This window comes from Shewanella marisflavi (assembly GCF_023283925.1).
Classification (GTDB): Bacteria; Pseudomonadota; Gammaproteobacteria; order Enterobacterales; family Shewanellaceae; genus Shewanella; species Shewanella marisflavi.
Genome location: NZ_JAKIKX010000001.1, coordinates 334,545 through 349,014 on the forward strand (window position 1 = coordinate 334,545; position 14,470 = coordinate 349,014).

The following is a 14,470-nucleotide window of genomic DNA, read 5'->3' on the forward strand; positions in this document are numbered from 1 at the left end:
AATTAAACCAAAGGAAGCGCTATGCAAGCAGTGGATTTAGTCGTGATTGGCGGCGGTATTACCGGGATTGGGATCGCCCAATGTGCCCAGGCTGCTGGTTACTCTGTGGTGCTGCTTGAAAAAGATGGGCTGGGTGAGAAGACCTCGTCGAACTCCAGTAAACTGATCCATGGTGGCCTGCGCTATCTTGAGTCGGGTCAGGTGAGTTTGGTGCGCGAATCGCTTGCCGAGCGCAAGGCGCTACTGACCTTAGCCCCCGAGCTGGTAAAGCCAGTACCCTTCTATATTCCTATCTATAGTGACAGTCGGCGCGGTCCCTTGGCCATTCGCGCCGGGCTCAGCCTCTACGCCCTGCTCAGTGAGTTTGACCCCTTGGGGCAGTTCAAGTCGATACCCGCTAACCAGTGGGGTCAGCTCGCCGGACTCAAACTGAAAGGGCTAAGGGCCGTGTTTCGCTATTGGGATGCCCAGACAGATGATGCCAGCCTGACTCTGGCGGTGGCCGAAAGCGCTCGGTCACTTGGCGCTCAGCTGCTGACCCAAGTAGAGCTTAAGCAGATAGAGCACAGGCCAGATTCTTGTATCGTGAGCTATGAAGCGGGCGGTGAAACGCATTGGCTTAGCAGTCGCTGTGTTATCAATGCCACAGGGCCCTGGGTCAATCAGACCCTGGGGCAGGTGGTCCCTAAAATCGAGGCTTCACCGGTTGAGCTGGTGCAAGGCAGTCATCTGGTGCTGGATATTCCCGCGCCGAGTGGCATCTTCTACCTGGAGTCTATCTACGATAAGCGCGTGGTGTTCGTTATGCCTTGGCAGGGAAAGACCATGCTAGGGACTACCGAAACCCCTATCGATGCCGTCGACGCAGCGGGTGTGACCCATGCAGAAGAGGCTTACCTGCTGGGGGTCTATCGTCACTATTTTCCGCTGTCTGAAAGCCAAGGGCCTCTTGGCGATCGGATCATAGGCCGTTATTGCGGCGTGAGGGTGTTGCCAAAGCAGTCGGGAGAGGCGTTCGATCTGCCCAGAGACACCATGATGGTGTCTAGCGAGACACACCCGAATTTGTTGACTGTCTATGGCGGCAAGCTCACCACCTTCAGGCATACGGCCAAGGAGGCCGTAGCCTGGGTGAAAACGCGCCGCGGGGTTAAGCCGGTGCGGGCCGATGTCGACAGTTTAAGGCTGACACCTGTGCAAGCGACCCAGAGTACACCTGACAATGGTGATTTTTCTCCTCAAAAAGGCTAAAGTAAGGCGCCTTTTTTAAGCCTAGCTGCGAGCAAAATATCTGTGAAGTGTGCCTATTTCGATGCCAATCAATGCCTTTCCTGCCGTCATCTCAAGACGCCCCTGAACGAACAGGTGGCCGCGAAATCGGCGACGCTCGAGGCACTGCTAAAAGATCTGCCGGTAGAGCAGTGGCTGCCTCCTGTGGTGGGGCCTGAGTCAGGCTTTCGTAATAAGGCCAAGATGGTGGTTTTAGGCGCCGCCCATCAACCCCTATTGGGGCTGGTGAGCCCTAGCGGTGAGGCGGTAAGCCTGTGTGACTGTAGCCTGTATCCTCAAGATATGCAGCAACTGCTGCATCGGCTGGAATGCTTTGTACGCCAGGCGGGGATCCCGCCCTATCGCGTAGATAAGGCCAAGGGCGAGCTGAAGTTTATTCTGCTGACCCGCAGCCAGGTGCGCGGAGAATATATGCTGCGCTTCGTAATGCGCTCCGAGCAGGCGATTCCCCGTATCGAGCGCGAACTGCCAGCACTTTTGGCGGAGCATCCTGAGATCAAGGTGGTGTCGGTTAATTTGCAGCCCGTGCACATGGCTATCTTGGAAGGGGAGGAGGAGATCTTTCTGACCCAAGCCACACGTCTCGAGGAAGTGTTTAATCAGGTGCCCCTCTATATTCGCCCAAAAAGTTTCTTTCAGACCCATCCCGAGGTGGCGGCCAAGCTCTACCAAAGTGCCCGTGAATGGACGCGGGAGTTGGCGCCAAAATCGATTTGGGATCTCTTCTGTGGAGTGGGGGGCTTTGGTTTGCACTGCGCCTCTAAGGACGTCGCCCTTACCGGTATTGAGATAGAGGCTGAAGCCATTGCCTGCGCCAAGATGTCCGCCGAGACGCTGGGCTTGACCAATGTGCGCTTCACCGCGCTCGATTCCACCACCTTCGCCAGCGACAGTCGCGGTGAAGAGAAACCGGATCTTATTATCGTCAACCCACCCAGACGGGGAATTGGCGAGGCGCTGTGCCATTCGCTCAGTGAATTTGCGCCCCAGGCGATTCTCTATTCAAGCTGTAACCCCAAGACACTGGCCAAAGATCTGCGCGCCATTACAGGGTATCGAGTGACTAAGGTGCAGCTGTTTGACATGTTCCCCCATACGGATCACTTTGAAGTGCTGGTGATGTTGCAGCGTCAAGCCTAACGCTTGTCATCGGCGCGTCATCTTGCTGTCATAATCTAGTCTCATCAACCTAAGATGAGGAGGTTAGCTTGGGAGCGGTTTTCAAACAGTTTCTGCTGTTAGGTCTGGTCTGTTTTGGCGGGCCTGCGGCCCATATCGGTTATTTTAAGCGACGTTTTGTCGATGAGCTTAAGTGGCTCGATGCAGAGCGCTTTGGGGCTATTGTGGCCTTGAGTCAGGTGATCCCAGGGCCTGGATCAAGCCAGGTGGGATTTGCCATTGGCCATCACAGGGCTGGCATTACCGGTGCCATCGCGGCCTTTGCTGGCTTTACCTTACCCTCATTTATACTCCTTTACCTATTGGCGGTGGCGAGCCTTGGCTGGCTGGATACCAGCTGGTTTCAGGGACTGACCCACGGCTTTAAGCTGCTCGCTGTGGTGGTGGTCGCCGACGCCGTGTTGGGAATGTTTAGCCAGTTTTGTCGCCAAGGGCTGACTCGATTGCTGATGTTGTGCGCCGCCTTAGTGACGCTGCTGCTGGGCGGCCTGGAAAGTCAGCTGGCGATTTTGCTGATGGCTGCCGGTATTGGCGGCTATTATTTGTCCCCTACTGCCCTGGAAAGTATGCCCGATGAACCCCTGCAGTCCCTGAGGCTGAAACCTATACCACTTGCGCTGTTTTTGCTGCTTTTTGGCGTCGCCTTGTGGTGGATAGGATCGGGCGGTGGGCTAACCCAAGTGTTTGCGCAGTTTTATCAGGCGGGCGCCTTGGTATTTGGTGGCGGCCATGTAGTGCTGCCGCTACTTGAAAGCAGTGTTGGTCAGCAGCTAAGCAGTGAACGTTTTCTTACTGGCTATGCGCTGGCTCAGGCGGTACCCGGGCCCATGTTCACCCTGGCCGCATTTCTCGGGGCCGAGTCTTGGTCAGACGCGCCGCTGTTAGGCGCCATAGTGGCAACCATGGCGATCTTTTTGCCCGGTTTTTTACTGCAGCTGTCAGTGCTTAGCAGTTGGCAGGCCTTGATGGCCAGGCCAAAATTTCGCGGCGCCATTATGGGGCTGAATGCCGCCGTGGTGGGCTTGCTGCTGGCGGCGCTGATCTCGCCGGTGATCACTTCTGCCATAGCTTCTGCACTGGATCTTCTGTGGGTGTTAGTGGGAGGCTATCTGTTGCGGCGTTATCGCCCCAGCATCTTGTGGCTCTTATTAGGCTATGGCCTGCTGGGGGTAGTGCTTGGCGTGGCGAGCGGTGTTAATTAACCGCTTGATTACGCCATTGAATGGTAAGGCAGGCGCCGCCCAAATGGCTGGCTTGGGCGACCTCTAGTCGTCCCTGATGCCAGATGGCTATCTTGCGGGCAATGTATAGCCCCAGGCCATAACCCGAGCCGTCTGATTGTTCCTTATCCCGGGCAAAGGCAGCCAGTAGCTGCTTGCCTTTGCCTTCGAAGCCCGGGCCATCATCTTCGACGCGGATCTGGCAGTTGCCCTGGTCACAGTAAAAACTCACCTCGATGCGGCTTTGGGCGAAGCGAAGGGCATTCATGATCAGGTTTTGGGTGGCAATGGTCATGGAGTTGGGGTCGAGGCACACCTGGTTGTCATCACCATCGAAATCGATCGCTATCTTGTGCTGGTAGATAGCAAATTTCTCCTCCAGCTGCTTGAGAAACTGTTTCGGCGTCACCCAACTCTTCTTCAGCTGGTTTTCTCTATGTTCTAACTTGGCAAAGGAGAGATAGTTGCTGGCCAGCTGCTCTATCTCATCGATATCGGCGTTAAGTCGCTGCCAATACTTGTCATCCAGTTGCGCCTTACTCAGTTGCAGGGCAAAGCGCATACGTGCCAGCGGGGTCCTGACCTCGTGGGAGATGGTGCGCGACAGCTCCTTATGCATCTGCAAAAAGTCGACAATCTGTACCGTGACCTCGTTAAATACCTTGGCCAGTGGATAAATGGCCGAGCGTTTGCTGATGATCTGCTCCATCTTTCTCGGGTTAGCACCGAAGTCGACAGCCGATTGCTGCAGGCGAGAGAGATCCCGAAACAGCGGCCAGATCAGCAGTAGGGCGAGAGAGCCTAGGCTTGCATAGAGGGCAAAAATAATCAGCTCGGTGGGCATGGGGTGGTTAAGTGGCTTCACTACGGGGCCAAAGGCGATAATCTCATTTTTATCAGTTGCTTGGCGGTAGTAGTAGGTTTCGCCGCCACTAAGAGTAAGGGCGATGGTTTCACCCTGGCCAAGCTTGTCGCTAAGATCGCTTGGCAAGGCCAGCTCATCGGCTGGCAGGCGGCGGATCAGGACACTCGCATCTTTGTCGCTCAAACCACGAAACACACTGTCGACATCTATCTGGTAAGACTCTACCTGCTGCATGGCGCTGTGGATTTCGCTGAAGGACCAGATGATCAGCGCACTGCTTAATATCAGTAGCGCATAGAGACGGTAGAATTGATATTTCATTAGCGAACCGACGTCTGCGGCAGATAGTTAAACAGATAACCTTGGCCATGGACTGTCTTGATGGTGAGCCCGGCAATCTGGTAGCTGTCTATCTTCTTTCTCAGACGACTGATTTTAAGATCTATTGCTCTATCCAGGCCGTCGTAGGGCCGCCCCACATATTGTTCAAACAGAAATTCGCGGCTGAGCACCTTGCCCGGATGTTGGGCGAAGATCCACAAGAGATCAAATTCTTGAGTGGTTACCTTCTGCGCCTTACCGGCAATCGACAGCTGCTGGTGGGTGTGATCTATGGTGAAGTCATGCAGTGTGATGGCTTCAGACTTTGCCTCACAAGGCATTTTTCTCAGGTTAGCCTTAATGCGTGCCACCAAGAGCTCTGGATTGACCGGCTTGACAATATAGTCGCTGGCGCCGAGTTCCAGGCCTTTTATCTGGTCGTGCTGACCATCGAGGGCGGTCATAAAGATGATCACGCATTGATAGCGCTGTTGCAGCTCGGCAAACAGACTAAAGCCGTCGGAATCTGGCAGCATGATATCGCAGATGATGAGATCGAACCTCTGATCGGCAGGCAACTTGGTGACCGCTTGGGCCGATTCGCTATGGGTCAGGTCGAAGCCTTGCTGTGTCAGGTAGAGCAGGGTGAGTTCGGCCAAATCCAGATCATCTTCGATCAGCAGTATCTTAGGTTTGGTCATAACAAGTTCCAGTTAAGTCCTCGCCGTTTACGGGTGTTAACGGGTTGATAAGTGGCGAGTTTGATAGTCACTTCGTCGAGTATTTTGTCGTTAAGAGTCTTAATCAATACCTGGGTATCCTGGGTGAGGGTCAGCTCGAGCAGGTGATCCACATCCAAGCTGTCGAAGCACTGTTCGGGCGCGTTGCGCAGAGCTATCCAGATACAGGTTTGTTCAAGGGCATCGAGTCGATAGCTGATCTTAAGCGTCATATGACAGGGGCTACCAGCCTCAATGACGGCACAAGTCTTAGGTTTGACATTGACCTGTGTGGTGTTGCCATAGGAGTAAAAGCTGGCGACCAAGGACAGTAGCAGCAGGTATTTCATCAGGCTGACGGCGTTAGAAGGCATAGCTGACTCCAACGAAACCCGATAGGTATCCATCCTTTTCTACCATAAGGTTTTTGGTGATCTCATCTCCTAACCAAGTGAAGGTGATTATCGCGACGAAGTTGACATCTTGCCAGAGAGGCAGATTGAGCACGCCACTGGTATGGTAATTAATCGCGGCCGATTGAGGTTGAGGAACACGGCTTCGGCCCAGTTCAGATTGGGTAAAGTGATAGTAATAGCTGATCAGCTTGCTGCTTTTACGGATCGCACCGACCTCAAATCCCAGTGCGCCCCACGAAAATGCCGCGTTCTTTTTTACCTTAAAATGCACTTCGCTGCCTTGGTGCACACCACTGACATCGTGAAAATAACCTAGGGTAATGTCGGCGTAGGGGGTGAGCCAGCTAGTGCTCAGGCCGCCAAGATAGGAGATGTTGCGCTCAATTTCTACCTCAGGGATCTCTGGACCAAACAGCGGCTGTTTATTGGGTTTGAAACCGAGTATGTCGCTGAGAAAGACCTTGTTCCAGCCATCCAGTTCGAAGAAGAAGCCGTCTTCGTTGAGACGTGTTTGCAGATCCACCAAGAATCGCTCTGACTCATAAAGGCTATAGCCTAAGGTGAAGTTTTCGATATAGAAGCGTTCATCATAATAGGACCAGCTAGGTAGTGCATAAGTGATGATATCGTCGGATTTCGCTCTGGGGTTCTCGATTCCGCCATAGCCTGCGGCGAGGGTGAAGTGAAATTCGCCCGTGGTAATATCATCTATCTGGTCATCGGCCCTGGCTTCGAACAGGATAAACCCTGATAAGAAAATAAGACCCGACAAAAGGTACTTCATGGTCTTCACCCACATCCTAAAACAGAAGAGTAGAATCTAAAACGATCCTAGGTTAAAAGTCTGTAAAAATATTAACAAGTGTACAAAATGCTACATGCATTGCCATGCTATTTCGAGTAGGGCATGGGCGGTTTTTGTGTCCCCGTTGGCCTGGCTGAACCTAGTACCATAGGGGACTTTGCTGAGCTTTTACCGCCATGAATAGATCTGAATAATCATGCCTTGTCAGTTTATACAAGGTACTGAGCCATCGTCGCCATTAGTCCTGAAGTTTCGCTATTGACAGACTGTGCTTAGCAATTTTTCCATGGCTTTCACCTCAATATGTAGCCGTTTTGTTGTATTTGAGCCATGAGGCTAGTCTAGTTGGGTTTTAGCTTATTTAGCTGTTTTAAATCAATTTATATTAATTTTACAAAGCGCTTAAACTTAGGTGCACGTCCCCTTTCTTAACTAAATTCACCCAGTGTTAACTATATGTTTGTTTTTTAACAAAACTACAAAATGCTACACCAAAGCAGTCTCCCTTTGTTTCGGCAACATGATTATATGTCATTTCGCTGGTGAATATATATGCAAATAAAAAATCTCATCAGGGCATAACTAAAATAAGGTGGACAGTTTCATGAGAGTGAAAACATTAGTAACAGCTGTGGCGGCAGCGCTCTATAGCGCCGGCATGGTGCAAGCGGCAGCAGTGTCGCCAGGTAAGGTCGAAAGACTCGAGCCATTGAAAATTACCGCAGAGCAGGCGAAGCAGCTCAACGCTGCTAGTGCGCAGCAGGTTAACCTGTTGCAAAACGACGGCCTTAACGTGCAGATCGCTCGTCAGAGCGATAAGTTCGTTGTCGAAGAGGGTTTGACAGGAGAGCACGTTTATATCGTCAGACTCCATCAGAAGCCCCTGGCACAGGCGGGCGCTAACCTGTTGGCTCAAGGTGGCAGTGAGCGAAACACTGTTAAGACTAAACCCGGTGAGGCCAAGTTGTTTGTCGCTGGTCAGCCGGTAAATCGCGAGATTAAACAGTATCGCGATCAGCTACTGAGCAAGCAGCAAGCCGTGATTGCCGAGTTGTCGGCTACCCTTGGCGATCGCCCTGTGCGCCAGCAGTTTACTAATGCGGTCAATGGTTTCTCTATGGCCATGACTCAAGAAGAGGCTCAACGCGTATCGCAACAGGCCAATGTGGCCTCTGTTCGTCGTTCTAAGACCTATGAGCTCTTCTCTGACGTTGGCCCAGAGCTGATCGGTGCCGATAAGATCTGGACAGGCAGTGTGACGGATTCTGTGCCCTACAAAGGGGAGAATGTGATCGTCGGTATTATCGATACCGGGGTAAACACAGACCATAGATCTTTTGCCGATGTCGGCGATGATGGTTATGACCATACCAACCCTTGGGGCGCTGGCCAATATGTGGGTGACTGTTTGAAAGAGGGCTTCGAAGGCCTGTGTAACGACAAACTCATTGGTGTACGCTCCTATCCTGTGATCACCGACTTTTTTACCAGCGGTGAATATGGCGACACTCGCCCTGCAGTGGGTGAAGATTATCAGGGACACGGATCTCACGTGGCCTCTACCGCCGCGGGTAACGTGCTGTTAGATGTGGACTTTGTTAATCCTGCACCGGGCGCCGTCAACGATGGCAGCGTGGTTAAAGAAGCACTCTTCCCGCGCATGAGCGGTGTGGCACCTCACGCCAACATCATCTCTTATCAGGTCTGTCATCCATCAAATGAAATCAATCGCGGCTGTCCGGGTGAAGCCCTGATCGCTGGTATCGAAGATGCCATCAGCGATGGTGTGGATGTGATTAACTTCTCTATCGGTGGCCAGGACTCTCATCCTTGGAGCGACGACGTGGAACTGGCGTTCCTGTCTGCTCGCGAAGCCGGGATCTCTGTGGCGGCTGCGGCAGGTAACTCTGGCCAGCCTCAGGGATATCAAGAATATTTCGGCGCCATCGATCATGCCTCACCTTGGTTGATGAACGTGGCGGCGAGCACTCACTCGCGTGAGATCTTGGTTGAGACCAAGCTAGTCGATCCTATGGGTGGCAGTGAAATGCCGCGCTGGAGCGAGATCGTCGGCGGTGCGGTGAACACCAGCTCGGTAACGGGTTTAGTGGTGAAGGCCAGCGACTATGGCGATGAATATTGTGGCGAGCCATTCCCTGCAGGGACCTTCGATTTGACCGATGCGGGTGGTAACCCGAGCGATGTGATCGTGGTATGTAAGCGTAATAATCTCAACGATCCTAATGGTATTGCCCGTAACGCCAAGGCCGACAACATTAAGGCAGGCGGCGCCGATGGCATGATTATGTACAACTATGCCAATGCCGACACTATCGTGGCGACGGCGGCTTATTCAGTGCCTAGCATCCATATCACCAAACAAGAGTGGGATGGTCGCTGGGACAACGGCATGTCGGGTTACGGCCTGAGCGATTGGTTAGCTAAAGGTAGCGACCATGTGCTAACCATCTCTGAAACTTTAATCGATCGCGACCTGGATCCTGAGCGCGCCGATTGGTTGGCAGCCTTCTCGTCTCGTGGCCCTAGCCCGTCGACACCAGAAGCCCTGATCCCGGCCGTTGCCGCTCCTGGCGTTAACATCTATGCGGCCTTTGCCGATGAGCATCCGTTTGTAAGCGGCGGCGCCTCGGGTGACTTTGCCTTCCTGAGCGGTACATCTATGGCCTCGCCGCATGTTGCCGGTGCCATGGCACTGCTTAAGCAGGCTAAGCCAAGCTGGAGCGCTACCGAGATTCAATCTGCCCTGGCAATGACCGCCGAGAACAAGGTGCAGTACCGTAGACTCAATGATGAGAATGGCGATGTGGTTCTGGCGTCGACCTACCGTGCTGGTACAGGCCGTATCAATGTGGCCAATGCTGCCAAGGCTGGCTTCATCATGGATGAGACAGTGGATAACTTTAAGGCTGCCGATCCGCAAAACGGTGGCGCGGTGCACAAGTTGAATATCCCTCAGCTAGTGAACTTCGAGTGTAAGCCACAGTGTCAATGGATCCGCACTATCAAGGCCACCACAGCGGGTAGCTGGAGTGTGACCCATGATGACGTGATTAACTGGGCGTTTGATTCTCGTTCACAGCTCTCACAAAACGGTGTGTCTATTAAGGTAACGCCGAGCGAGTTTACCCTGGAAGCGGGCGAAACCTTGGATATCGTGGTCGAAGCGTCGATCATGGATACCCAAGATTGGTTCAGCAACGCGGAAGTGGAGCTGCACTCTAATCTGATCTTCACCGAAACAACGGGCAATGCATCAGAAGCTCATTGGCCTGTCGTCTTTAAATATGACAAGAACGGCATGCCGGGACGTCTGGCAGCGACTGCCCATCGTAACGACGGCAATGCTATCGTTAAGGGCATCAATCTACCGGAAGGTGACAACATCTACGGTCGTATCTTTACGCCGGTGAAGGCTGATGTGAAGAGCATTACTCTGCCAAAAGATGACGACGGTCAGTTCCCTTGGAGCAGCAATGCAGATTTGACTGTACCTATGGAAGATCGCGTAGATGAAGCGACCCATGTTGAGATGATTCAGGTACCGGCAAATGCTCGTCGTTTGATGGTCGAAACCTTTGGTACCACAGAGAGTGAACTGGAAGGCTCCTTAGATAAAGGTAATCTGCTGGTTTATGTGGGTAAGGACTATAACGGTAACGGTAAGGCGGATCCGTTTGAAGAGTTACTGTGTGTCTCTAACCACATTCAGTACAACAACTTCTGTAACATCAACCAGCCAGAAGAAGGCCAATATTGGGCACTGTTCTACAACCCAAGAAAGGGAGCGGCGCAGAACAACTACTATGACGCGATGGAAGAGACCTTCGAATTTGCGACAACCGTAGTGACTGACGATGTAGCTGCTAACATGAGCCTGGAAGTACCTGCCAGCAATGGTCAGGATCCAGTGGATATCCAGGTGAACTGGAACATACCTGAGATGGTTGAAGGCGATGTTTACTATTCACTGATCGACTTTGGCAGTTCAGAGATCAACGCTGGCAACATAGGCAAGGTGGCCTTTAAGCTTGAGCGTGGTATCGATGATGTACATCTGGATGTGCCGCAAACCGGTGCCCATCTGGGTGAGCAGGTGCCATTCACCTTCGAGGTTCAGCCTAACGATAGCGGTGCGGATCGTGCCTTTACCATTAGCGCCGATATCCCAGGAGGCCTGAGCCTGAATGTGGAAGATGTATTGACCTCATCTAAAGAGATAGTGACAGATATCACGGTAGAAGATGGCAAGCTGACCATTAGCGGTATTCAGCCTAATACGGCGGATGTTGAAGCTAGCTACAATATAACCACTAACTTAGAAGATGCCATGTGCCGCACGCCAGACTTTGGTAACAAGAATCCGGGTGGCTATGTGGATCTCGAAGAGTTCCGTATCTACCCAATGTTCAGCGGTTTCGCACCAGTTGAATACGATGCCAATGGCCGTGCCATCAATGGTAAGGACAACAACATCCTTTACCGTAAAGGGATTGAGCTACCTATCGATGTGATCTTCAGTGGTCGTTATGACAACTTCCATCTGTATAACAACAGTGAAAACCTCAACGTAGGTAAGCAAAATGCACTGGATATTCATGCTCACGGCATAGTATCGCTATGGGAAGGTCAGCCTTTCTTCTTCCCATATCATGATATCTTCCCGTATAACAGCTTCCCGTATGAGACGATCGGTATGATGTGGCGTGGTTTCGAGGTGCTGGACGTCAATGCACCAAAAGCTATCTTGTCGGCGCCACTGGTGAATAACTGGAGTGAGCGTTCAGGTATTTCGATTGCCAGCACGCAAACCGGTTGGGGTATCCTGGAATACGATAATGCACGTACATACCTGCCAGCGGGCCGTGATGCGAACCGCGTTTATCAGTGGCAAGAGCTGGATGACAGATTCGACTTCGAGCTGATCTTCAACGTCAATACTCGTCATGGTGATGGTGAGTACGAGATGATGATGGCCTATGACAATCTGGACTTTGGTTCACAAGACGGTCGCGGTTCTGTCGGTCTTCAAGGTTTCCGAGGTGCGCTGTATCAGTATGGTCCTTTGGAAAAATATCTTGGCGAGCAGTTCAGCTATGGTGAGTTGGATAAGAAGCTGTCTGACGGCCTGGTGATCTGTTACGACTATGTGGGTCCTGAGTCATCACAGTTCCAGGTCACCGCTTGGACTCGCGTGAAGGACAATGCCGCCGGTCAGGATCTTACGGTTAACGCCGTGAGTCAGGTAGAAGGCATGGCCGATATCAATATGAGTCATACGGTAAGTGTTGCGTCTAACATTAGCCTGGGCTCAATCGCCGACCAGAGTGTTGCTGAGAACACTAGCCTGGAAGGTATTACCGTGATGTACGCCGATGAGCAAAACAGTGTTAACCAGATCACCGTGACCGGTGAGCATATCACTGCGGTCGTCGACGGCCACACCTCTGGCAGCGAAATCACTATCACACCAGAAGAAAACTTCTATGGTGAGGTAGAAGTCACTGTCACAGTGAGTGATGTGGAAAATCCTGCGGATGCAGCATCGACCAGCTTTATGCTGACGGTTGTCTCTGACGGTGTTGAGCCACAGCCTGAGCCAGAAGTTCTGCCAGAAGTTGAAGAGAGTGACGACGGCGGTGCACTAGGCTTTGGTGCCCTGATGCTGCTGGTATTTGCTGGTCTGCGTCGCAAGGTTGCACGTTAATCTCCACAACTAGTCATTAGGGTCACTTCGACCTAAATCATTAACTTAAGTGATCGCCAGTATTCTAGGGATGGAATACTGGCTTTTTTGTTAGTGGGGGGAGTTACATCAGGTAGATAATATTGATCTATTACAATTTATTTCGTATTAGCCACTGACATGAGTACTTTTTGACTATATTTTACATACGTATGAAATAAATCCTGTTTGGAGATAAGTATGTGGCAATTAAGAATGAAGAATAAGCTGTTGGTATTTGCTCTCCTGCCTCTGATATTAAGTTTTATATTTTTAGTTTCAATTACCTACAATTTGGAATCTAACTCGCTCGAAGAGAATATGGAGACCTTTAAAACCAGTCTTTACAGCGAACGTAAGGCGCAGCTAAAAGATCAGGTCGATATCGCCTTAGACATAGTCTCACACCAGGTGTCACTTGGGGCGGCAGGCGACGTCAACAAGGCGCTGCGCAATGTACGCTTTGGTAGTGCGGGCTATTTCTTTATTTATGATTTTGACGGTTATAACCGTTTTCACGCCGTTAATACCGCTTTGGAAGGTACGGCGCAGATTGGCATGACAGACCCTAATGGTAAAAAGATCGTCGTTGGTTTAATCGATGCGGCTAGAAGCGGTGACGGATTTTTTATGTACGACTATGCCAAGCCAGGCGTCACAGGCTTAGTGCCTAAGATTGGCTATGCCGCTACAGTGCCGGGTAAAAACTGGATCTTGGGTACAGGTGCCTACACCGACGATATCGATGCTCAAGTGGAAAGCTATCGTGAGGTGATGACTCAACATATGAGCGAGAAGGCGATGATGATCTTGGCCTTTGCCTTGGTGCTGGTGGTGATCACTGCCGTGGTGATGTTGGTGGCGGCTCAGCGTATGGTTAACCCTATTCATAATATGGTGCAAAACCTTGAAGATATTGCCAAAGGTGAAGGGGATTTAACTAAGCGTCTCGACGTGCAGGGGGTGGATGAAATTGCCATGCTTGGCCGCGCCTTCAATCAGTTTGTCGATAAGCTACAGGGGATCATCAAGGATGTGGCCAGAGCCACGGTCGAGGTGAAAATTGGCGCGGATAATATCTCGTCGCAGACGTCAGCCATGGCGCAGCAGCTGATCAGTCATAACAACGAGACAGATCAAGTGGTGACAGCCATTACCGAGATGTCGGCAACCGCCTCAGAGGTGGCCATGAGCACAACTCAGGTGGCCGAGGCGACTCAGGCGGCGACTCAAGATGTGGGTAACGCCCAGCAGTGTGTCGACAGCTCGCTACATGAAGTGTCGACCCTGATGTCTGAAATCGATATGGCCGCCGGACACATCAACTCGCTCAATGAGCAGTCACAGAAGATCAACAGTGTGCTGAGCGTGATCGGTGGCATTGCCGAGCAGACTAACTTGCTCGCCCTGAATGCTGCCATCGAGGCAGCCCGCGCCGGTGAACAGGGTCGAGGTTTTGCCGTGGTGGCTGACGAGGTGCGTAGCCTGGCCAGTCGCACTCAGGCCAGCACCTTAGAGATTAACGAGATGCTGTCTGAATTGCATAACCTGGTATCGCTGGCCGTCAGCAGTATGGAGTCGAGCCAGCAGAGTTGCCATCGTTCGGTGACCTCGTCGCGGGCTATCTCAGATAGTTTAGGAGCGGTAACCTCTGCGGTGACCTCAATCAATGATATGAGTACTCAGATTGCGACAGCCGCCACAGAGCAAAGCTCGGTGACCGAGGAGATCAACCGCAACGTGTTTGCCATCCAAGATATCGTTAATGAGCTGTTGCAGGCGAGTAACAGCGCCTCAGATACCAGCCAGACATTGGCTAATGAGGGACGCACTCTAGACAGCCTAGTAGGACAATTTAAGGTGTAGCGAGTGTTATAAATAAGAAGGCCGCAACTCATGTTGCGGCCTTTTT

Annotated in this window: 9 protein-coding genes; 5 read left to right on the forward strand and 4 right to left on the reverse strand. The window is 51.9% G+C overall.

Annotation, left to right across the window (positions count from 1 at the left end):
* The first annotated feature begins 21 nt into the window (after positions 1–21).
* The 3 genes from L2712_RS01430 (at position 22) to chrA (ending at position 3,671) form a co-directional block, all read left to right on the forward strand.
* Entirely contained in the window at positions 22–1,251 is a 1,230-nt protein-coding gene (locus tag L2712_RS01430) for a glycerol-3-phosphate dehydrogenase/oxidase (protein WP_248976666.1), read from the forward strand.
* Positions 1,252–1,293: 42 nt separating this feature from the next.
* On the forward strand, positions 1,294–2,430 hold the full coding sequence (gene rlmC, locus L2712_RS01435) for a 23S rRNA (uracil(747)-C(5))-methyltransferase RlmC (RefSeq protein WP_248976667.1): 1,137 nt from the start codon (positions 1,294–1,296) through the stop codon (positions 2,428–2,430).
* A gap of 68 nt (positions 2,431–2,498) precedes the next feature.
* Complete coding sequence (gene chrA / locus L2712_RS01440) at positions 2,499–3,671, forward strand: chromate efflux transporter (RefSeq protein ID WP_248976668.1); 1,173 nt, start codon at positions 2,499–2,501, stop codon at positions 3,669–3,671.
* Here the strand turns inward: chrA and L2712_RS01445 are convergent.
* Genes L2712_RS01445 through L2712_RS01460 form a run of 4 tightly spaced genes read right to left on the reverse strand, consistent with a single transcriptional unit; the run spans position 3,664 to position 6,794 of the window.
* Complete coding sequence (locus tag L2712_RS01445) at positions 3,664–4,875, reverse strand: ATP-binding protein (protein WP_248976669.1); 1,212 nt, start codon at positions 4,873–4,875, stop codon at positions 3,664–3,666. The two genes, chrA and L2712_RS01445, sit on opposite strands and share 8 nt — an antisense overlap.
* Complete coding sequence (locus L2712_RS01450; protein WP_248976670.1) at positions 4,875–5,576, reverse strand: response regulator transcription factor; 702 nt, start codon at positions 5,574–5,576, stop codon at positions 4,875–4,877. The genes L2712_RS01445 and L2712_RS01450 overlap by 1 nt, the downstream gene beginning before the upstream one ends.
* Positions 5,573–5,968, reverse strand: a complete 396-nt coding sequence (locus tag L2712_RS01455) for a DUF3019 domain-containing protein (protein WP_157705010.1) — start codon at positions 5,966–5,968, stop codon at positions 5,573–5,575. The genes L2712_RS01450 and L2712_RS01455 overlap by 4 nt, the downstream gene beginning before the upstream one ends.
* Positions 5,958–6,794: a MipA/OmpV family protein gene (locus tag L2712_RS01460; RefSeq protein ID WP_248976671.1), complete on the reverse strand. Its 837-nt coding sequence runs from the start codon at positions 6,792–6,794 to the stop codon at positions 5,958–5,960. Before L2712_RS01460 ends, L2712_RS01455 begins: the two co-directional genes overlap by 11 nt.
* A gap of 625 nt (positions 6,795–7,419) precedes the next feature.
* Here L2712_RS01460 and L2712_RS01465 point away from each other — a divergent pair.
* Together L2712_RS01465 and L2712_RS01470 are read left to right on the forward strand one after the other, a co-directional pair.
* Positions 7,420–12,540, forward strand: a complete 5,121-nt coding sequence (locus tag L2712_RS01465) for a S8 family serine peptidase (protein WP_248976672.1) — start codon at positions 7,420–7,422, stop codon at positions 12,538–12,540.
* 219 nt (positions 12,541–12,759) lie between these two features.
* A complete protein-coding gene (locus L2712_RS01470) occupies positions 12,760–14,424 on the forward strand; it encodes a methyl-accepting chemotaxis protein (protein WP_248976673.1) in 1,665 nt (554 codons plus the stop codon).
* Positions 14,425–14,470: the final 46 nt, after the last annotated feature.

Bases quoted from the DNA above. Each gene is read 5' to 3' on its own strand.
- L2712_RS01430 (WP_248976666.1), top strand. From the start codon at position 22: ATGCAAGCAGTGGATTTAGTCGTGATTGGCGGCGGTATTACCGGGATT.
- L2712_RS01445 (WP_248976669.1), bottom strand. From the start codon at position 4,875: ATGAAATATCAATTCTACCGTCTCTATGCGCTACTGATATTAAGCAGT.
- L2712_RS01450 (WP_248976670.1), bottom strand. From the start codon at position 5,576: ATGACCAAACCTAAGATACTGCTGATCGAAGATGATCTGGATTTGGCC.
- L2712_RS01455 (WP_157705010.1), bottom strand. From the start codon at position 5,968: ATGCCTTCTAACGCCGTCAGCCTGATGAAATACCTGCTGCTACTGTCC.
- L2712_RS01460 (WP_248976671.1), bottom strand. From the start codon at position 6,794: ATGAAGTACCTTTTGTCGGGTCTTATTTTCTTATCAGGGTTTATCCTG.
- L2712_RS01465 (WP_248976672.1), top strand. From the start codon at position 7,420: ATGAGAGTGAAAACATTAGTAACAGCTGTGGCGGCAGCGCTCTATAGC.
- L2712_RS01470 (WP_248976673.1), top strand. From the start codon at position 12,760: ATGTGGCAATTAAGAATGAAGAATAAGCTGTTGGTATTTGCTCTCCTG.